At 61.3% G+C, this 18,505-nt stretch carries 17 protein-coding genes; 8 read left to right on the plus strand and 9 right to left on the minus strand.

Features of this window, described 5'->3' with window-relative positions:
* Positions 1-579 precede the first annotated feature (579 nt).
* Positions 580-1,122 (minus strand): DUF6630 family protein, encoded by a 543-nt coding sequence (locus IGX34_RS21660; protein ID WP_192557849.1) that lies wholly within the window; start codon positions 1,120-1,122, stop codon positions 580-582.
* 885 nt (positions 1,123-2,007) lie between these two features.
* On the opposite strand from IGX34_RS21660, the gene IGX34_RS21665 reads away from it, so the two are divergent.
* Positions 2,008-3,681 (plus strand): methyl-accepting chemotaxis protein, encoded by a 1,674-nt coding sequence (locus tag IGX34_RS21665; RefSeq protein ID WP_192557850.1) that lies wholly within the window; start codon positions 2,008-2,010, stop codon positions 3,679-3,681.
* A 32-nt stretch (positions 3,682-3,713) separates the two neighbouring features.
* Complete coding sequence (locus tag IGX34_RS21670) at positions 3,714-4,526, plus strand: transporter (RefSeq protein WP_192557851.1); 813 nt, start codon at positions 3,714-3,716, stop codon at positions 4,524-4,526.
* 45 nt (positions 4,527-4,571) lie between these two features.
* Here the strand turns inward: IGX34_RS21670 and IGX34_RS21675 are convergent, their stop codons facing one another.
* The 3 genes from IGX34_RS21675 to IGX34_RS21685 all read right to left on the minus strand — a co-directional run bounded on the left by IGX34_RS21675 (position 4,572) and on the right by IGX34_RS21685 (position 10,211).
* Complete coding sequence (locus IGX34_RS21675; RefSeq protein ID WP_192557852.1) at positions 4,572-7,595, minus strand: TonB-dependent receptor; 3,024 nt, start codon at positions 7,593-7,595, stop codon at positions 4,572-4,574.
* Positions 7,596-7,910: 315 nt separating this feature from the next.
* Positions 7,911-9,146 (minus strand): serine hydrolase domain-containing protein, encoded by a 1,236-nt coding sequence (locus tag IGX34_RS21680; protein WP_192557853.1) that lies wholly within the window; start codon positions 9,144-9,146, stop codon positions 7,911-7,913.
* A gap of 99 nt (positions 9,147-9,245) precedes the next feature.
* On the minus strand, positions 9,246-10,211 hold the full coding sequence (locus IGX34_RS21685) for a GlxA family transcriptional regulator (RefSeq protein WP_192557854.1): 966 nt from the start codon (positions 10,209-10,211) through the stop codon (positions 9,246-9,248).
* 124 nt (positions 10,212-10,335) lie between these two features.
* Between IGX34_RS21685 and IGX34_RS21690 the strand changes: the two genes are divergently transcribed.
* On the plus strand, positions 10,336-10,977 hold the full coding sequence (locus tag IGX34_RS21690) for an HD domain-containing protein (RefSeq protein WP_192557855.1): 642 nt from the start codon (positions 10,336-10,338) through the stop codon (positions 10,975-10,977).
* Between the two features lie 97 nt (positions 10,978-11,074).
* The gene (locus IGX34_RS21695; RefSeq protein WP_192557856.1) at positions 11,075-11,989 is read left to right on the plus strand and encodes a hypothetical protein; all 915 of its coding nucleotides are present in this window, start codon (positions 11,075-11,077) and stop codon (positions 11,987-11,989) included.
* A 3-nt stretch (positions 11,990-11,992) separates the two neighbouring features.
* On the opposite strand, the gene mug is transcribed toward IGX34_RS21695, so the two are convergent.
* Together mug and IGX34_RS21705 are read right to left on the minus strand one after the other, a co-directional pair.
* Positions 11,993-12,526, minus strand: coding sequence for a G/U mismatch-specific DNA glycosylase (gene mug, locus IGX34_RS21700; protein ID WP_225737692.1), 534 nt, complete (start codon positions 12,524-12,526; stop codon positions 11,993-11,995).
* On the minus strand, positions 12,526-13,320 hold the full coding sequence (locus tag IGX34_RS21705; RefSeq protein ID WP_225737693.1) for a TetR/AcrR family transcriptional regulator: 795 nt from the start codon (positions 13,318-13,320) through the stop codon (positions 12,526-12,528). Before IGX34_RS21705 ends, mug begins: the two co-directional genes overlap by 1 nt.
* On the opposite strand from IGX34_RS21705, the gene IGX34_RS21710 reads away from it, so the two are divergent.
* Together IGX34_RS21710 and IGX34_RS21715 are read left to right on the plus strand one after the other, a co-directional pair.
* Positions 13,279-14,238 carry an aldo/keto reductase gene (locus tag IGX34_RS21710; RefSeq protein ID WP_192557857.1) on the plus strand — a complete coding sequence of 320 codons (960 nt, stop codon included), beginning with the start codon at positions 13,279-13,281 and terminating at the stop codon, positions 14,236-14,238. The genes IGX34_RS21705 and IGX34_RS21710 overlap by 42 nt on opposite strands.
* 66 nt (positions 14,239-14,304) lie before the next feature.
* Entirely contained in the window at positions 14,305-14,880 is a 576-nt protein-coding gene (locus IGX34_RS21715) for a hypothetical protein (RefSeq protein WP_192557858.1), read from the plus strand.
* A gap of 139 nt (positions 14,881-15,019) precedes the next feature.
* On the opposite strand, the gene IGX34_RS21720 is transcribed toward IGX34_RS21715, so the two are convergent.
* On the minus strand, positions 15,020-15,373 hold the full coding sequence (locus IGX34_RS21720; protein WP_192557859.1) for a carboxypeptidase-like regulatory domain-containing protein: 354 nt from the start codon (positions 15,371-15,373) through the stop codon (positions 15,020-15,022).
* Between the two features lie 376 nt (positions 15,374-15,749).
* Complete coding sequence (locus IGX34_RS21725; RefSeq protein ID WP_225737694.1) at positions 15,750-16,280, minus strand: VOC family protein; 531 nt, start codon at positions 16,278-16,280, stop codon at positions 15,750-15,752.
* Between the two features lie 110 nt (positions 16,281-16,390).
* Between IGX34_RS21725 and IGX34_RS21730 the strand changes: the two genes are divergently transcribed.
* On the plus strand, positions 16,391-16,915 hold the full coding sequence (locus IGX34_RS21730) for a GNAT family N-acetyltransferase (RefSeq protein WP_192557860.1): 525 nt from the start codon (positions 16,391-16,393) through the stop codon (positions 16,913-16,915).
* Positions 16,916-17,147: 232 nt separating this feature from the next.
* Positions 17,148-18,029 (plus strand): hypothetical protein, encoded by an 882-nt coding sequence (locus tag IGX34_RS21735; RefSeq protein WP_192557861.1) that lies wholly within the window; start codon positions 17,148-17,150, stop codon positions 18,027-18,029.
* Positions 18,030-18,243: 214 nt separating this feature from the next.
* Here IGX34_RS21735 and IGX34_RS22235 read toward each other — a convergent pair.
* Positions 18,244-18,505: hypothetical protein (locus IGX34_RS22235; protein WP_225737695.1), on the minus strand; the 262-nt coding region annotated here is incomplete at its 5' end.

Consider the following 18,505-nt stretch of genomic DNA (forward strand, 5'->3'; position numbering starts at 1 on the left):
CACGGTTCGGCCGCATAGCGCGTTGAATTATCGGCCACCGGCTCCTGAAGCTGTCCTGCCAGCCATCCAGGATGTACATCTGAAGCTCGCTGCTTAAACTAACCCTACATCTGGACCAGTTAGTGCAGGCCACTCACTGACATTCCCACAAAGGCAATACCACTCTTGGTTGGAGCTTTTCCCAATTTCCGGGATTCAGTGGATACCCCTGGGCGTAGAATGATGCCGGTTTCTGGAATAGGTATCGCAGTTGCACCGGGGCATCTAGTGATTTCAAGAAACACAAGATGCGATCACCTAACTGAAGGCGTTCAAGTTCTCTATTTCGATTCGCCTCGGCCACATGCATAGTGCTTGTCTCTCGTAACTTCTGCTCTTCGCTTCTCCAAGTGAGGAGCTCTCCAAGATTCCGCATCACGTAGGCTTCAATGATGCGCCAGTTCTCTACGTCGCCGTCTTTAGCCAAGGCTTGGTCGAGTATGGCCGCTACCTCCACCTTCGAAAAGCGGGCCGGAAGGTAGTTAGCTCACTTTAACTACCTCCGGCCCATTGCCAGGACGATTTTGAAAGACCTCTAACTCAGGTGACCTCGTTTCCAAGCCGCATATTGATACCCAGATACACCGCAACCTCGCGCAAAGATTCATTGTCTCGCTTCAGAGTGATCCAACCCGCGCAGTGGTCATCCCCGGTTTCCCAGGCCCACAGGGTGTAGCCGTGTTCAAGCAGACGGTCATATGCGATGGCAAATAGCGAAGGCGCATCAATGTCAGTCTTGTGGAAGTCATCATCGGCCGCATCGCCACCCCAATCGATCGATATATTCCAGCGCGCGGAGAGTTCGTCGATCGCCTGCATGAGTCCACTGGTGTCCGCGACGTCAACGTAAAAGCCCGACCGCCAATCAATTACTCTGCGGACGAGATCAATCGGCTCCGCCTCATTACCGCCCGATTGGACTATCCCTTCGCGGTAATCCGTAAATTGCTGGAGCGCCATCTCCTCATCCCCGGGATTGATCAGCAACAGCAGCTGCCAAACATGCGCTTCTACTGAGTCACCGACATTCTCTTCCTCTTCGAAGTCGTGCTCGGTGTCGAAATCGTTATCGGATGGGGCCACTTGAGTCTCTCTCGGTCAGTGCAATTAATTTGGTCATTTTTTGGATGATGTCTGCAATGGGTCGGAAGCGGACCTTTGCGCAATGAATTTTAGCCCCGGTATGGCCGGTGCGATCAGGTCGCCACGCTTACTCGCCATGGTTTCATAGGTCAGCCTCAACCCACCTCACCGCCACCCATTGCCTCACCGTCATCCCGGCGGAAGCCGGGATCCAGTGACTTTTCGCATGCAGAGCCAAGACGCTGGATCCCGGCTTCCGCCGGGATAACGGTGAGGTACGCCTGTATTTTCCTGCATTTCATCACTGCTCCCGGAACGCCGGGATCAAATCAGCTTCATCGACAAGCGGGTGGTAGCTGCACAGTCACGCCATCGGCTCTCTCTCCTAAGTGTCCCGGGGAGGCTAGCTTCGTGCCGTAGTAGGGCGGGGCAAAGCCCACTCTTGCCGCAAGCGCCCAAGCTAGGCACACTTGCCGGCAAGTTTTTGCGTCAGCTTTGCGCAAGCATGTCAGTCATCACCCCTGGTCCTCGCCAGTGACGGATTTGCCGCAGCAAGATTTTGCGCCTGCCTGTAACGCCAAATAGCCGGCGATCGATCTGCGCGCTGCGCATCGAAATTGGCATCGCGCCGTGTCGTTGTTAGCGCGTGCATGCACACGAAGTTGTCTTGATGGGCCGGCGGTGCGTCAGTTCGTGACAGGTGGTCACTGTGCTGCACATAGACAGAAAAAGTTTTTGCGCTGTTTCCGCTTATTTTCCAGGGTTTCGTGTCACTGCCGTTGCAGTTTTTTCTCAAGCGATTTTAAAAACCTGCCGATAAGCGCTCCACGGCGCGTATCGCAATCGAACAACAGCGCCGCCCAAATCCTCTTGGAGTACGAACTTATGAAGCGGCGTTTCAGCCTCACCATCCGGCATAAATTGATTCTCGGTTTATCGCTTTGCGCGTTGATCATGGTGGGCATCGGGTGCATGGGCATCTATGGTCAAAGCCAGAGCAACGGCGACATCTCCGATATCTACGAAGGTGACGTCAAACCGATTCTCGATATTGGCCGTGTGCGCAACGGTCTGAGCCAGAATCTGCTGGCCTTGAACAAACTGATGTTGACGCACGACGCCAAGGGCGCGGCGCAAGCCAAGGATTTCATCGCCAAGAGCGATGCCGGCATGAACGAGGCCTGGGGCGAGTATTACCCACTGATCGACAGCGCGCGCGAGCGGCAGGCGGCCGATGCCGTTGCCGCGGCACGCAAGCAGATCGACGGCATTGCAGCGACCGTGCTCAGCGATGCGGCGCAAGGCAAATTCGACGTCGACACGCTGGCCGAAGGGGGTGCCTACGCCAAGCTGTTCACCACGGCGCTGGAAAACGTGGATGTGCTCTACAGCGAGAATCAGGATCAGGCTGAAGAGTCCTACAAGAGCGCCGAAGATTCGTTCCGCCATACGCGCATGTTCACCATTGGCATCATTGCCGGTGGCTTCCTGATCATCATCGGCCTGCTGGTGGCGATGTTGCGCGCCATCTCCAAGCCGATCGAGCGTGCGGTGGTGCTGGCCGATGCGATTGCTTCCGGGCAGCTCAACCATGGCATCAAGGTCGATCGCCAGGACGAAGTGGGGCGCCTGATGCTGGGCCTGAGTCGCATGGACGAGCAGCTGACGCGCATCGTGAAGGAAGTGCGTGGCAGTGCTTCGTCGGTGGCCACGGCATCGAGCCAGATTGCGCAGGGCAATGACGATCTGTCCCATCGCACGCAGGAGCAGGCATCGAGCCTGGAAGAAACTGCGGCATCGATGGAGCAGATGAATGCCACCGTGCGGCAGAACGCCGAGAGCGCCAACCAGACTTCGCAGCTGGCGCTCGGTGCGCTGGAGCATGCCGAACACGGCGGCCGCGTGGCCGGTGAGGCGGTGAACGCGATGCTGGAAATCGAAGCGTCCAGCAAGCGCATTGCGGAGATTTCCGGCCTGATCGACGAGATCGCCTTCCAGACCAATTTGCTGGCGCTCAACGCCGCGGTGGAAGCGGCGCGTGCAGGTGAAGAAGGCCGCGGCTTTGCGGTGGTGGCCGGCGAGGTGCGTGTGCTGGCGCAGCGTTCGGCTGGTGCGGCGCGCGAAATCAAGTTGCTGATCAACGAGTCGTCGGAAAAGGTGCAGACCGGTGCGTCGCTGGTCAACGCCTCGGGCGAAGCGCTGAGCCAGATCCTGGATCGCACCCGCAAGATCACCGACCTGGTGGCCGAAATTGCGGCGGCCAGCACCGAGCAGGCGACCGGCGTGGAGCAGGTCAACACCACGGTGACCGCACTGGACGATATGACCCAGCGTAATGCCGCACTGGTCGAAGAAGCCGCGGCGGCCAGCCGTGCGCTGCAGGAGCAGGCCGGCGAGTTGATGCAGCACGTGAACTTCTTCCGCATCAGCGGCGCCGACGAGCCGGCGGTACAGGTGGCGACGGCGGTGAAGCGTGCGGTGGTGGCGGCAACACCGGCCAAGGCAAAAGCGCCGGCGAAGCAGGCGGCGGTGGCCGAAAGTGCGTGGCGCGAATTTTAAGCGCCATGGGTGAGTGGAGCACGAAGGTATCTATGTTGAGTTATCGACCACCTATCGCACGCTGGCGGGCGGCATGCCACGCCCTGGCCTGGCTGTTGTTGCTGGGCGCGGGTGCCGCCATGGCGGATGACGGCGACAACAGCGGCCAGACCGTGCCGGCCTACGACCGTCCCGCCTTTGGTTTCGGCACCAGTGCCTTGCCGCTTGGCGGCTTCGTGATCGAGCAGGGGCTGCCGACCTGGAGCCTCTACAACCAGGATGGGGTGCGCACCAGCCAGTTCATGACCGACAGCTTGTTGCGCGTCGGTCTTGGCAGCGGGCTGGAATTGCAGGTGGGCAGCACGCCGTTCAATTGGCTGAGTCAGCGCGCGGGCAACTTTTCGCAGTTCAGCAACGGCCGCGGCGATACAGTGCTAAGCCTGAAAGTGGCGCCGCCCTCGTCCAGCCAGGTGTGGAGCTGGGGCATGCTCGGCACGGTGGAATTTCCGGACGGTGAAGGCGATCTGCGCCTGCCGCAGCGCGAATACACCCTGGGCGTCACAGTGGCGCAGCAGTTGAACGAGAAAAACTCGCTCGGCTATTTCGCGCAGTGGCAGCGCATGGGCAACCAGGGCACGTACCAGGTAGCCGGCAACTACGGCTATGCGATCAGCAAGACCTGGGGCGTGTATACCGAAGCGGTGGGCCTGCATCAGCAGGGCCAGAGCGGCGGCTTGTTGGGCGCGGGGATCACCTATCTGCCCAGCGCGCGCCTGCAGTGGGATATTTCGTTCGATCGGCGCTTTATCGGCAGCGGCCCGGTGTGGATGGCCGGCTTTGGCGTGGCGTTCTACTTCGGCCGATGAGGCACGGCGTCATGCCCGTCCATGGGCATGACGCCACACCTGCACTCAATAGTCGTAGGTGGCGCTCAAGCGCACGTAGCGCGGTTGCTGGCGGATCACCGCCGAGCCGTAGAGCGGATCGGGCGTGCCGGGCGAGACCTGGAAGTACGGATACGCATTCAGCACTGTTTGCGAGTTGAACAGGTTGAACACGTTCAACGACAAGGCCAGCTTGCCGACCGCTACCGGCGGCGCGTAGGTAATGCCGACGTCCACCTGCTTGTTCCACGGCAGGCGATAAGTACCCGGTGGTGTGGGCACGCCGCCGCACCAGTGATAGAAACTGCCGTAGCCATCCGGATCGGTCTGGTTGGGGCCGTAATAGCCCAGGCAGTTGCGCGGATTGCCCGAGGCCACTTGCACATTGCCCGACAGCAGCCACTGCGGCGTGAGCTGGTAATAGCCGAACAGCTTGATCTGGTGCGTGTGGTCGTTGCTCTGCGCACCATTGCTGTTGACCATCAGCGCCGGGAAATCCCAGTCGATGCTGGTGGATGACGCGGTCTGGCGGATATCCGAGCGCAGCTGTCCTTCGGTATCGCCGTAGCTACGCGAGAACACGTAGTCGATCTTGCCGTACCACTTGCCGTCGAACGGATGCTCCAGGAAGGTTTCCAGGCCGTAGTACTGGCGCTTCATCGCCGGAAAGCCCATGTCGGCATTGGTCAACTGCACGCTGCGATAGGCGCCGCTGGCGTCGATCACGGTGAAGGTGTTGGCACGGCCGGGGTTGATCAGGTAGCAGCTGTTGGTGGCGTTGACGGTGTAGCCGAGTGCGGCGGCCTTGTTCTCGATGGTTTGCACATCGCAGTAATCGTCGATGTCGTTGCGCAGAACGCGGCGGGTGAGCTTGGCGCCGTACACCCACTGGTTGTCGATCGCCTTGGTGAAGCCGAGGATGAATTCGTCCTGGTATTCCGATTTCAGGTTTTGCGCGGTCACCGTCTTCGGATCCGGCAGCACGCCGTAGGTGTTGTTGGGCGACACTGCGTTGGAGAACGCGGTAAGCCCGGTGGGTGTGCCGTCGGCGGCAATGCCGCTATAGGTGAAATATTGCTGGGTGGAAACGTAGGCGCCGGCGGCGTTCAAGGCCGGGTTCAGCGGCATGCCCAGGTAGTAGCGGCCGGCGTTGCCGTACACCTTGAAGCTGGCGTCGCCGAACACATCCCAGCTGAAGCCCAGGCGCGGCGCCCATTGCGGCTTGTGCTGGGTTACATAAGGCTGCGCATCGGCGTTGTAGTCGGTGAACTGGTCGTTGCGCAGGCCCAGCGAAAGCAGCCAGCGATCGCTCACCTGCCATTTGTCTTCGATGTATTGCGCACGCTGCGCCGAACGCACGCTGGCGATGGAGCTGTTGATCCATTGCACCACGTAGTAGCCGGAGGCGCCGTTGGGATAATTGGCCGGCGCGCCTACGCCCAGGTTCGGAATCAGCGCGGTGCCGGGCGTGGTGGTGTAGCCGTAATCCCAGTAATAGCCCGGGCCGGAAGTTTGGCTGCCCTGGTCGATGGCGCGCGCATTCTGGTTGTCGATACCCACCGAGAGGGTGTGCTGGCCGAGCTGGTAGCTCAGGTCCACGCGCAGGTTGTTGCTCTGGTTGTGGCGGTCCGCATTGAACAGCGACTCGGTGATCTGGCCGTTGCCTACCGGCGTGCCGCCGTTCAAGGCGGGGTTCTGGTTCTGGATATCGGTGAGATAGGTGAGGCTGCCGTTGTAGCCGCCGGGCGAGTCGTAGTTCTGCGTGCGCATCTTGCCGTACATGGCGGTCAAGGTGAGGTTGTCGGTGATGTAGCTGGTGAACTTGGCGCTGTAGACATCGCCGCCGGTTTTGACGGTGTCGGCGTAGTTGATAAAGCTGCCGCGCTGCAAGGTGTTGTAGTTGTAGTTATAGATGGTGCCGCCCGTTTCCTCGCGGTTGGAGGCACCGGTGAGTTCCAGGATGTTGCTGTCGGTGATGTTCCAGTCCAGCTTGGCGTACCACTTGGGCAGGCTGTCGTGAAAGCGCTGGTAGGTTTGCGTGCTGCCGCTGTAGCCCTGGCTGGTGGCCACCGGATTAACGGTGTCGCCATCCTGCGTGGAGGTTTCGGCGGCCAGGAACAGGAACAGCTTGTCCTTGATCAGCGGGCCGCCCAGGTACGCATCGTAGGTGCGCGTCCACTGCCGGTCCTTGCTGTTGAGGTCGTACAGCTTGCCGGCGATCGGCGAGGGCGGCAGGCCGTTGGTGTAATAGGTGTTGAGCTCGTCTGCGCGCGCGCCTTCTGGCTCCCACAGCACTTGCGCACCGAAATGCCATTCGTTGCCGCCGCGCTTGCCGACCATGTTGATCACGCCGCCATCGGAGCGGCCGTACTGGGCGCTGTAGCCGCCCGTATAGATTTCCTGCTGCTCGATTGCGCCATAGGGCAGGGTGATGCCGCCGAAGCCGCGCAGCGGATCGGTGGTGTTGAAGCCGTTGAGGTAGTACGCGTTTTCGCTGGCGGCGGAGCCGGCGAAACTCACCAGCGACTGCCCGGTGGGCCCGGTGTAGCCGCCGCTGTTGTTGACCACGCCCGGTGCGAGCTGGGCGATGGCTTCGGCCGAGCGCAGCAGCGGCAGCTGCGCCAGCTGCTGCGAGGTGACCACGGTGCGCGAGTCCACGCTGGTCACATCGATCGGCGGCGTGGTGGTGGCCGATACCTTCACCGCGCCCAGGTCCTTGGCCTCGATCGTGGCGAACGACACCTCGGTGCCGCTGCCCACGCGCAGGCTGATGCCGCTGCGCGTATCGACCACCGCGCCATCGCGCAGCAGCACTACGGTGTAGGTGCCGAGCGGCAGCTCGCTGGCGACGTAGCGGCCACGGCTGTCGATAGTGACGGTGCGTGTCAGGCCGGTGCTGCTCTTGATCTGCACGCTTTCGTTGGCAGCCTGCGGCACCTGGCCGAAGATGCTGCCGGTGGTGGACTGGGCCAGTACGGCCGGGCTGGCAAGGGTGAAACCCGCTGCAATCAGGACGCTCAGGCGGCGCCGGGTGGGAAACGATATTTTCAAAGCCGCTCTCTCTCAATGAGGTGACACGAGGAACAAGGCGCTTCCTTGCGCGCCGCGGAGAGGGGGAGCCGCGCCGGCGTTCCTTCCGGTGCATAAAGGTGTGCTGCGAGTCGGGAGTGGGGATCCCGGATCCAGACGTCCCCTGGACGTCACGCGCCCTACGCGTTTGGACGTCCATATGGTTGCCTGCGAGTTCGAAAAAAGATACGACTCGGCCATGAGGGTTCGGCCTGTCGGTATGACCCAGGGTGATAAGCGTTTTTTGCCTGACGGCGGCGCCGGGGCGCTTATTCGAGGCGGGCGGCGGATGCGCTGCTAGAGCGGGCTTTCAAACGGCTGGCACGGCGAATGCGGCTGCGCGCGTGCGGCAGGGCTGCGCCACTCGGGATGATCGTAGGGAATGTAGCTGGCCCAGTACCAGGGAAAGCAGGTTTTTCCCAGCGTGCTTTGCAGCAGGTAGGGGAAGATCGATTCGGCATTGCTGCTATTGCTCAGCACCAGCATGCACGTGCGCGAACGTTGCAGGCATAGCAGCAGATTGTTGGTGCCGTCGTCGTGGCCTTCCTTGAACCAGGCCGGGCCCTGCGGCGACTGGAACCTGCCCACGCCCAGCGCATAGCTCAGGGCGATGCCGTCGTTGTCGGTGGTGGCGGGCAGGGTGAGCACCGGGAACTGCTGCACGTCGTGGATGCGTATTTCCGGCGTGAGCCAGTTGGCATAGGTGGCGGGCTTGAGGCCTTCACCGCGTACCATTGCCGCTGCCAGTTGTGCGTAGTCGTGCACGGTGGTGTCCATCGAGCCGGCAGCGCGCACCTGCGTGCGGTGTGCATGCGGCAACGGCTTGCCCTGTTCGTCGTAGCCCAGCGCGACATTCGCGGCGAAGTCGTCGCGCCAGGTCAGTGCCGTGCGGGTCATGCCGAAACGCGTGAACAGATGCGTGCGCATATAGTCGCCGACATCCACGCCGTTGCCGTGTTCAAGCACGAACTGCAGCAGGTTGATGCCCTCGCCGGAATAGCTGTAGCGCGTACCCGGATCGACATAGATCGCCAGTTTGCCGTTCGGGTCGTAATCCTTGCCGGGTGGCCAGTAGCGATAGTTGGCAAAACCGCCACGGTGGCTGAGCAGGAAGCGCGGCGTAATCTGGCGCCAGCGTGGATCATTAGCCAGGTCGGCGTATTTCGGATAGTCCGGCAACGGCTTGGGCAGGTCGCTGGCAATGCTGCGATCGAGATCGAGCTTGCCCTCGTCCACCAGCATCATCGCGCTATAGGAAAACGCTGCCTTGGTCAGCGACGCGGCATACATCACCGTGTCGGTCTGCAATGGCAGATGGCGCGCCACGTCGCGTTCGCCATAAGCCTTCAGATACGTGACCTGGCCGTTTTCGATCAGGGCCAGTGCCAGGCCGGGCACCTGCGCCGCTTTCATCAGCGCTTCGATGCGATGGTCGAGTGCTGCGCCGCGCAGTGGACGATTGTCTTGCGTCGCGTTGCCGTTCGCGCAGATGAGTGCTGCAACCACCGCAAGCAGAGCCGGAAAACAGCGCATGGCGTATCCCCTTGGCGTAGATGCGCGCCGCGCAGGTCAGTGCGGCGGATGCCGCAAGCATGCATGGGATGGCGGGCGGCGACAAATGCCGCGTAATGCTTAATGCAGCGGCGCGACGTGCTGCTTGCGGTATTCGGCCGGGCTTACGCCGACATGCTTCTTGAACGCCCGGCGCAAGGTGTCGGCGTTGGCGAAACCGCATTTGGAGGCCACCAGCTTGGGCGTGTCGTGACCGTTTTCCAGCAGGCTGCGCGCCGCGGCGACGCGTGCCGTTTCCACCCATGCGGCTGGCGTGATGCCTACTTCGGCGTGGAACAGGCGCGCAAAGTGGCGCGGACTCAAGCCGGCGCGCTTGGCCATGCTGGCGATGCTGTGCTCCTGCCCGGGTGTGGCGGCCACCCAGCGCTGCACTTCCTGCAGGGCCGAACGCCCCAACGGGCGGCTCTCGCCCTTGCGGCTGAACTGCAATTGCCCGCCTGGGCGCTTGAAATACATCACCAATTGGCCGGCCACCCGCTTGGCGATCTCGCGGCCCAGGTCTTCCTCCACCAGCGCCAGGGCCAGGTCCAGGCCGGCGGTAACGCCGGCAGCCGTGCGCAGTTTGCCGTCGCGCACGTAGAGCGCATCCTCGTCGATCTGCAGGGTGGGGTAGGCCTGCGCCAGCGCTTCGGCCACCGCCCAATGGGTGGTGACATGGCGTCCATCCAGCAGGCCGGTGGCGGCAAGCACGAAGGCGCCGGTGCAGATCGAACCGTAGCGCCGGCTGCGCACGGCCGTGCTGCGCAGCCATTTCAGTACCGGCGGCGGCAAGCGGATGCTGCCGGCATGGGGCGCACCGGCCACCAGCAAGGTATCGATGCGTTCGACGTTTTCGCCGGCAATTGCATCCGGCAGCAGGCGCGCGCCGGACGAGCTGTGTATCGGCCCGCGCTGGCAGGCAATCACCTTCAGCGCGTAGTACGCCTTGCCCGCTTCGATATTCGCTTGCGCGAACACATCCAGCGGGCCGGAAACGTCCAGCAACTGCACGCCGGGCAATGCGACTACGGCAACGGTCTTGGCCATGTGGGCTGGAATCTCCCGGGTGTCCGCATCAGGCGCGAAATGGCAGTATATGACGTATCCAGCCTATTGATGACATGAATCGGGCTGCCCAGAATGGATTTCCCGGCCTATTGGAGATCCACGCATGTCTCTCAACGTTCACGGCATTGCCGTTCCCGACAGCCAGCTCGCCCGCGAAATTACCGAGGTGGTGCGCGATACGGTTTCCCCGCTGCTGTTCCATCATTCCAGCCGCGTGTATTACTTCGGCGCGCTGGCTGGCCAGCGCCGCGGCCTGAAGTTCGATCCGGAATTGCTCTATTGCGGCTGCATGTTCCATGACATGGGCCTGTCGCCGCGGCATAGCAGCCCGGATCAGCGCTTCGAGGTGGATGGCGCCAATGCCGCGCGCGATTTCCTCAAGCATCACGGCATTTCGCAGCAGGACATCGACACGGTGTGGACCGCCATCGCGCTGCACACCACGCCTGGCATCCCGCAGCATATGCATCCGGTGGTCGCGCTGGTTACGGCGGGTGTGGAAATGGATGTGCTCGGCCTGGCCTATGAGCAATACAGTGAAGCCGAGCGTGTTGCGGTGGTGAGCGCGCATCCGCGCGGCGGCCAGTTCAAGGAGGACATCATCCAGACCTTCTACAACGGCATCCAACACAAGCCCGACACCACCTTCGGCAACGTCAAGGCCGACGTGCTGGCGGACAAGAATGCGCATTTTCATGCGGGCAATTTCTGCAGCGTGATCCGCGCTTCGGCGTGGCCGGCCTGAGCAGGGTGCTGTCGCAGAGGCTATCGGGTGCGATAGCCTCTGCCGCCATAGTTATCGTGGCGGCATAGCCGCCCGGGCCAACCTGCGGACAGCGACCATGAAAAACCTGCGCGCCACCCTCCTGATGTCGATCCTGGTGCTTGCCGGCGCAGCGGCGCAGGCGGCAGAACATACACCGCCGCCCTTCGACGCAAAAATCGACGTGCCGCCGGAGTCGTTCATGAATATGTTCGGCGCCAAGGGATCGCCGGACCGGCCCCGGGCCTACCTGCCCAATGCGGCGGAACGCCAGCAGATCGCGCATGCCGTGTCGTTGATGCCGCCCTTGCAGCAGCGCGCGCTGCGCGAGCATCTGTTTGCGCTGAGCTTTGCCGATGGCATGCCCAATAACGCGCTTACCTATCCCTCGCCGGGACATCCGGGCATGTTGAACATCACCCTGCGCGCCGGCCTTCTGCACGAAACCGTGTCGCAGTTGATCACGCACAAGGAAGCGGCCTGCTTTGCCGGAACGAATGCCAGCGATCATGTGGCGGTGGATGTGGGACAGCTGCCGGCCGTCATCTACATCCTGCTGCACGAATCCACCCACGTGGCCGACAGCGCCTACCATCTGACACCCAAGGACGTCGGCAAGGGCGTTCAGCCCACGCCTTTCTCGGATGGCCTGTGGCTGGACCGCAACCATCTCGCCGACGCCTATGCCAAGCCGGCGCTGCAGGTCGCGTGCTATCACCCGCACGGCTATGCGGCGACCATCGCGCAGGCCCAGGCGGTCTATCAGGCGCTGAGCGCCACGCCGCTGCCTTCGCTGTACGCCAGTGCCGCCGCGCCGGAAGACCTGGCCGAAACCGTGGCCTTCGCCAATCTCACCCAGGTTTTTCATCAGACCTATGTGATTCGCGTGTATCACGCGGGGCGCGAGGTTTACGCCTATCGGCCGATGGATAACGCGCTGGTGCAGGCGCAGGTTCGCCGCTTGCCGGAAGGGGCGATGGCTGCGCAGCAGTAGCGGTTATTGGCCGCGCTGGCCGATCGCCAAATACAGCTCACGGTACGCGTGTACCAGCTGATCGAGATTGAAAGCGCGGTTGCGGCCGCTTGGATTGGGCAGCACCCATACGGCGGCGCCTTCCATGCGCACAGCCTGCATGCCCCACGCGATATCGCGTTGTGCGGAAAGCCCGGCATAGCCGGCCTTGCCTAGAAAGGCGAGCATGCGCGGCGCCTGGCGCCGCAGCTTGCGCCGGAATCCGGCGGCGGCAGCGACGAATTCTTCCGGCGAGAGCTGATCCGCACTGGCGGTCGGCCGCTGCACCACGGTGGTGAGGCCGTAGCCGTAGCGCAGTATGGTGCGGTCCTGCTCCGGGATGATTTGCTCTGGCGTAAAGCCGGCCAGATGCAGCACCCGCCAGAAGCGATTGCTGTTGCCGGCGAAATGATGCCTCGTGGTCGCCGCCGTCATGCCGGGGTTGATGCCGCAGAACAGCACATCCAGGTGTGGGGCGAGGATGTCGGGCAGGCCGTGGGGCATGTTGAGTCTGGCCATCACCCGCAAATCACGCTCACCGCTTTCTGCGCCAGCTTCCGCAATTCACTGCGCGAACTGCCGGCGCGGGCGCGCACAGCCATGCTGTGCATCGTCGCCACGGCGAGCAGGGCGAGCGCCTTGGGATCGGCATCGCGGCTCAACTCACCCGCAGCACGCGCCCGCTTGAACAGCGCCTCGAAGTCGGCATCGAGCGTGCGAAATCCCTCGGCGGTAAGGCGCTGGATCTCCGGATCGTTGGGCGCTTCGGTAATCGCCGTGCCGACGACAAAACATCCCAGTACCTGCTCATCGCCGGAGAAATAAATTGCCAGCGAGGCGTCGTACACGCTCATCAAGGTGTCGGCCACGCTGCCGCCGTGCCCGAATGCCTGGCGCATCGCTGCAAATTTGCGTTCCCAGTAGTCGCTCAGCGCCTTGATGTAGATGTCGTGCTTGTCGCCGAATGCCGCGCGAAGGCTGGGGCGGTTCATGCCGGTCGCGGCGGCAATATCGTCGAGCGAAGTGCCTGCGTAGCCGGCCTTCCAGAACGCCTGTGCCGCCGCCCGCAGGGCCGTTTCCGGATCGTAGGCGCGGGGCCGGCCGCGGGGCTTTTTCTCGGGCTCGTCTTTTTTTGTACCAGATCGCATAAAAAGCTTGACCTCTGCTGTTTCGAGGATTATTGTTCGAATGTGTACAAAATTCAATGGGCACGGAATCGGGGCATTCGGCCACCATTGCCGCCTCGTTCTGCCATCGCTGAGGAAACGGTCATGCATAAGCAAACGGTCAAAACCGGTGACGATCTTCGCCATCAAAGAATTTCCCTGATCCACGGCCGCGGTGCCATGCCGGTGGCCGGATTCGGTTCGTTGATTCCCGACGCTGCCGCCGCCAGGCAAGCCGTCAAGGCCGCCCTGGAGGTGGGCTTCCGGCATTTCGACAGCGCGGAACTGTATCGAACCGAAGACGCGGTAGGCAGTGCATTGAAGGAAGCCATGCAGAGCGGGGCAGTGACGCGCGAAGAGCTGTTCGTTACCACCAAGCTATGGAACAACCATCACCGCCCCGATCAGGTAAAAGCCGCCTTCGAGGCGAGCCTGCGCCGGCTCCAGCTGGATTACCTCGATTGCTATTTGATCCACACGCCGTTTGCCTTCCAGCCCGGCGATGAGCTGTTTCCTGCCGACGAACACGGCGAGCTGATCTACGACAGCGGCGTCACGCTGGCCGAAACGTGGCAGGCGATGGAACGGTTGGTGGACGAAGGCCGTTGCCGGGCGATCGGGTTGTCCGATATCACCCTGGACAAGCTCAAAGAGATTGTGGAGATCGCCCGCATCAAGCCTGCCGTGGTGCAGGTGGAATGCCATCCCTATCTGCCGGAGTGGGAACTGCTGGAGTTCTGCCAGCAGCACGGCATTGTGTTGCTGGCGTTTGCGCCATTGGGTCACGGCATGGAGCCGAGAATGACCGACGACCCGCTGATCAAGGCCATTGCCGAACAGGTGAATAAAACCCCGGCGCAGGTGTTGCTGGCCTGGGCCGCGCAGCGCGGCACGGCTTTTCTCACTACCTCGACCAATCCTGCGCATATCGCGGAGAACTTCGATATCGCAGCGCTGCCGGCGAGCGCCATGCAGGCGATCAAGCAGCAGATCGGCAGCAACGTCCGCTTGAATGCGGTGGTGCATACCGGCGTTCCGGGGTTCGTCCCGCGCCCGGCCAAATGAAAGAAGACCGCTGAGCCTCTACGCCACTAGTGCGTTCGCCAGCATGACGTAACCGGAGATCATCCAATGAAAGCAAACTTAAGCACACGCCTCGCAAGAGGCGTAAGGGTGAGTCACGCCCTTTTTATCCTCATGCTGCTGGTATTGAGCGGATGCAGCGGCACCTTGCAGACGCGATGGGCCGGCCCCGACGACGGCTATTACCGCTGGAAGCCGCAGATGGAAAGCATGCCGATTGAGGTGCATGGCAGCGTGCAGCAGGCAGGTGCCGACGAGGTGGCGAAGCAGATTCCAGCAGGAACGACACCGCAGCTGTTCGCGGTGAGCAGCCATGGCCAAGGCAAGCTCGCGACCGCGTCGCGCATCGTGCTGTATATCGGGGCAGGGCCGACGTCAGCCGATGAGCGTTATTGCGAGACGGCCGCCGTTATGCAGGGCACCGGCACCCACAGCGACGAGACCCATCTGGTTGCCGCGCTTTGCGACGGTCCGCGCCTGATTGATGTGACTGCCAGGGATGTAAACAACGCTGCTGTGCAGACCGAGGGCATGGCTTCGATCGTGAAATCGATGAAGCGCCGGCTGCTTTCCGGGCTGAAAGTGGATGATGGCTTTGTGGCCGCCGAATACGGCAATGGCTGAAGACGTCTTCGGCCTGGATGCGGATGTCATGCCCAATACAGGGCATGACAACCGGGCGCATGCAGCAGCTGAAAAGAAGACTGCATGCCGCCCCCTGGCAACCGTGATCGATCAGGCCGCCAGGGGAAATGACGGGCGATTAGTGGCCCGGTGCAGCCGTGCACTGGTCGCCGTCGCAGGCGAAATCCACTTCGAACGCCTTGCCGGCGAAAAGCGGCACGCCCGGCAGGCTGGCAAGCGTCTTGCCGTCCTTCTCCAGCGACACCAGGTAGGTGCCCGGCGGCAGCGAGGACAGGTTGTAGCGGCCCTTGCCGTTGGGGGTGCCATGACGGGTGATGCCGGTTTCACCGTGCACCGTCACGGTGCCGTCGGTGGGGGCCTTGCCGATGATGCTGGAGCTGGTCGACTGCGCCTGCACGGCGCCGAACGCCATGGCGCCGAAAGCGGCGATGGCAGCGATCGACAAAAGCTTGGATTTCTGATTGATCTTCATACTTATTCTCGTGGGTTTCGGGGAAATTCGGACGCGCCAAACACCTCAATCACTTGGCCAGTGACTGGTTCGGCCATCGATGTCAAGCAGCTTTATCGCAGCGGGGAGGCTGCAGGTGTTCTAGCTTTCCTTGTTGGTCGCAGCGCCTCTTCCATAAGCGCCTGAATTCGCCATGCCCATTCCAAATCGGATGCCACGGTCTTTGGATGTACGACGGCGACGATAGGTTTAATTTACCAGAGCCGGAAATCCGTCTCATGTGAAAGTGGTAATGCTTTAACCTGGGGCGACCCCGGTCTGCGCCGGGTTTTCTTCACCCTGTAACCCTGGCGACAGAATCCAGTAATCCCCGGTATGTACCGGACGGCGCGGCCGCCTACGCGGGCTGCCACAACTCGATCGGATTGCCCTCGGGATCGTGCAGGCGCGCGAAACGGCCATTGGGATACACCTGCGGATCGAGCTTGACCGCAATGCCTGCGTTCTGCAGCTGCGCCACCATTTTGGCGAGATTGTGCACCCGGAAATTCACCATCCATACCTTGCTCGGATCGCCGAAATAGCCGCTTTTCTCGGGGAATGGACTGAATACGGTTTGCCCGGCTTCCTGTTCCCATACCGGCGACTGGAGCGTGGTCGGGGTGAGCGAAATACCCAGGTGCTCCAGGTACCAACGGCCCAGCGCATCGGGATCGCGAGACCGGAAAAACAGGCCGCCGATACCGGCGACTTTTTCCATATCCGCGGCATTTGCCGCCGGTTTGGCCGCTGCTTTTGCAGGCGTGGCCGCCGTGCCCGGCTGTGCGGAAGTCTGCGCTGCCGCGGCCGATTTGGAGCGGGACAGGATAAAGCCGGCCCCAAATGCATAGGACAAGGTCTGCAGCAACTGGCGTCGTTGAAAGCTCATACCATCCTCCCCAGGGTTGTGCAGGCGCATTTACCATATCTCTTTGCACATGGACAAGCGGCTTTGCCTATGGAAGCGTGCGGGCGACCCTAAATATTCGGAGCTGAAACGTGATCAAGCTGGTTCGTATCGAAGCGCAGCTGGCCCAAACCTATAAAGAAGTCAGGTTGGCTGCCTTGAAGCAGGATCCGCTCGCCTTTGGCAGCACCTATGCGCGCGAGCTGTTGCTGTCCGATCAGGATTGGATCGCCCGCGCCAACTCGCTCGATGGCAAGGATCGCATCGGCTTCTTTGCGTTCGACGACGAACAAGCCCTGGGGCTGGTCGCGGGCTTTCGCGACAGTAAAGCCCCGACTGTGGGCGAAGTGATTTCCATGTGGGTCGCCCCGGCTGCCCGTCAGCACGGGGTGGGATCGAAGCTGTTGCAGGCGGTTCGCCAATGGGCACGGGAGCAGGGCATGCACACGCTCAGCTTGATGGTCACCAACGTCAATGCGGCCGCGGTCGCTTTTTATGAGCGCAATGGGTTTGTTCGAACCGGCAGGACAGAGCCGTATCCGAACGATCCTGATCTTTTCGAGATCGAAATGACGATACCGGCTAAGGGCGAAACGGGGGGCGGCCTCGGGTCATAAGAATGCAGCCAGGCTAGGGCATTAAATCATCTGCACCAGTGTGAGGTTTATTACCTCCCTTTTTGGCCGCCTGGATAACCCGTGGTGTTCCCATTGACCGCGATATGTCAACGGCCCTCACCGTCATCCCAGCGAAAGCTGGGATCCAGCGCCTTTCTATATCGAAGTCATTGCAGAACTCGCTGAGGCAATACAAGCAAACTCGAACCACTAAACGAGCGAGCAGACATCCATGAACAAGCGGCAATGCTTAAGCCTCGGCATCACATTCCTGCTGGCAGGCTGCGCCGTGAAAGCACCCGTAGATCAGGGGTGCACCCCCACGATTAGCGCGGGTCAAAGCGTGACCTTGACCGCAGGCCAGCGATTCAAAGCGCAATCCGGCCTTGTGCTGACGCAACCTGGCGGTGGAAAACTCACCATGAATGGTCATGGGAACACCATAAATGACCATGCGGGAGACATTCTCAGTGTTCCGCCTGATGCGACCGGTGCGGCCGACAATCTTGTTGTGGTGGTAGCTACGCCTCCACGCGTAAGCCCCGTACTGCCCTTGGCCGTGCGAAGCGACCTAGACCACTGGCAGCGATTTCTCAAGCTCATCGATCGGCCCGATGACACCGTCACTGTCGACGATTTCGAAAATGCATTTGGTCAAAACGCCGTCCATAAAGCCTGGAGTGTCGGCACTTACCAAGCCCAGGAATACAGGATTCAAGGGGTAGGAGCGCTGGACCCCGACGGCGATCGCCTTACGCGGGCACGCTATCCGAATCTACCGTCGTATACGGTGGTATTTGGCTTCTTTGATAAGAAGGATTTTAAAACATGCATCAAGAGCGACCGCGTGCTCAGCGATCTCAAGAACGCTGGATGGGTTTTGCGCTCGCACCAGCCAGGTGTGGTCGGTGACGCCAGAGAACCCCCGCTACTGGATGCGCCTTATGGCTCCTACTACTTCACCAAGGGGACGCAAGGGGTTATCCAATACCTGTATTCGGAACCGACAGCCTGTGCCGAAACGGTGATCATGGGCTCGAGCAAGCTTCAGTTCGATCGGCTTAGCCGGGACGGCAATCCGTGGTTGGCGACGGTCGATGAAGGAGCCAGATGAAATTGGCTATCATCGTTTCGCTTGTTTGTGTTTGTTCCGATGATGGAAAACCGGATTTTCTTATTATTGCGCGCTAATTCATCAATAGGGAAAGGGGGCTTTCGATGAAGGTTTTGATGCTGGCTGCTTTAACCGTAATCCTTGGCGGTACTTCAAGCACATGTTTTGCAGATGGAGGCAACTTTTTCGTAAGCGCGGATGCCGGTCAGGCGAATTACCACGTCAACGCTCCATACAGCAGCGCACCTACTACGTACGGCGAAATAATAAGCGCTTCATCCGGTGGCCCGATCTTTCCAGTTGGCAACCAGCTCAACAACACACATGCAGCCGGCGCACTGAGCTGACCTGAAATTTCTGGTCCAGATCCAAAGTTCATAGACTTATGACGAGGAGACTGGACGATGCCCAAGAAACGCTTTAGTTCCGAAGAGATCATCCACAAGCTGCGCGAGGCCGAGGTGCTTTCCTCGCAG

It is taken from the genome of Dyella acidiphila (genome assembly GCF_014863405.1).
In the GTDB taxonomy this organism is placed as follows: domain Bacteria; phylum Pseudomonadota; class Gammaproteobacteria; order Xanthomonadales; family Rhodanobacteraceae; genus Dyella_B; species Dyella_B acidiphila.

Bases quoted from the DNA above. Each gene is read 5' to 3' on its own strand.
- IGX34_RS21665 (WP_192557850.1), top strand. From the start codon at position 2,008: ATGAAGCGGCGTTTCAGCCTCACCATCCGGCATAAATTGATTCTCGGT.
- IGX34_RS21670 (WP_192557851.1), top strand. From the start codon at position 3,714: ATGTTGAGTTATCGACCACCTATCGCACGCTGGCGGGCGGCATGCCAC.
- IGX34_RS21680 (WP_192557853.1), bottom strand. From the start codon at position 9,146: ATGCGCTGTTTTCCGGCTCTGCTTGCGGTGGTTGCAGCACTCATCTGC.
- IGX34_RS21685 (WP_192557854.1), bottom strand. From the start codon at position 10,211: ATGGCCAAGACCGTTGCCGTAGTCGCATTGCCCGGCGTGCAGTTGCTG.
- IGX34_RS21690 (WP_192557855.1), top strand. From the start codon at position 10,336: ATGTCTCTCAACGTTCACGGCATTGCCGTTCCCGACAGCCAGCTCGCC.
- IGX34_RS21695 (WP_192557856.1), top strand. From the start codon at position 11,075: ATGAAAAACCTGCGCGCCACCCTCCTGATGTCGATCCTGGTGCTTGCC.
- mug (WP_225737692.1), bottom strand. From the start codon at position 12,526: ATGGCCAGACTCAACATGCCCCACGGCCTGCCCGACATCCTCGCCCCA.
- IGX34_RS21710 (WP_192557857.1), top strand. From the start codon at position 13,279: ATGCATAAGCAAACGGTCAAAACCGGTGACGATCTTCGCCATCAAAGA.
- IGX34_RS21705 (WP_225737693.1), bottom strand. From the start codon at position 13,320: ATGGCGAAGATCGTCACCGGTTTTGACCGTTTGCTTATGCATGACCGT.
- IGX34_RS21715 (WP_192557858.1), top strand. From the start codon at position 14,305: ATGAAAGCAAACTTAAGCACACGCCTCGCAAGAGGCGTAAGGGTGAGT.
- IGX34_RS21720 (WP_192557859.1), bottom strand. From the start codon at position 15,373: ATGAAGATCAATCAGAAATCCAAGCTTTTGTCGATCGCTGCCATCGCC.
- IGX34_RS21725 (WP_225737694.1), bottom strand. From the start codon at position 16,280: ATGAGCTTTCAACGACGCCAGTTGCTGCAGACCTTGTCCTATGCATTT.
- IGX34_RS21735 (WP_192557861.1), top strand. From the start codon at position 17,148: ATGAACAAGCGGCAATGCTTAAGCCTCGGCATCACATTCCTGCTGGCA.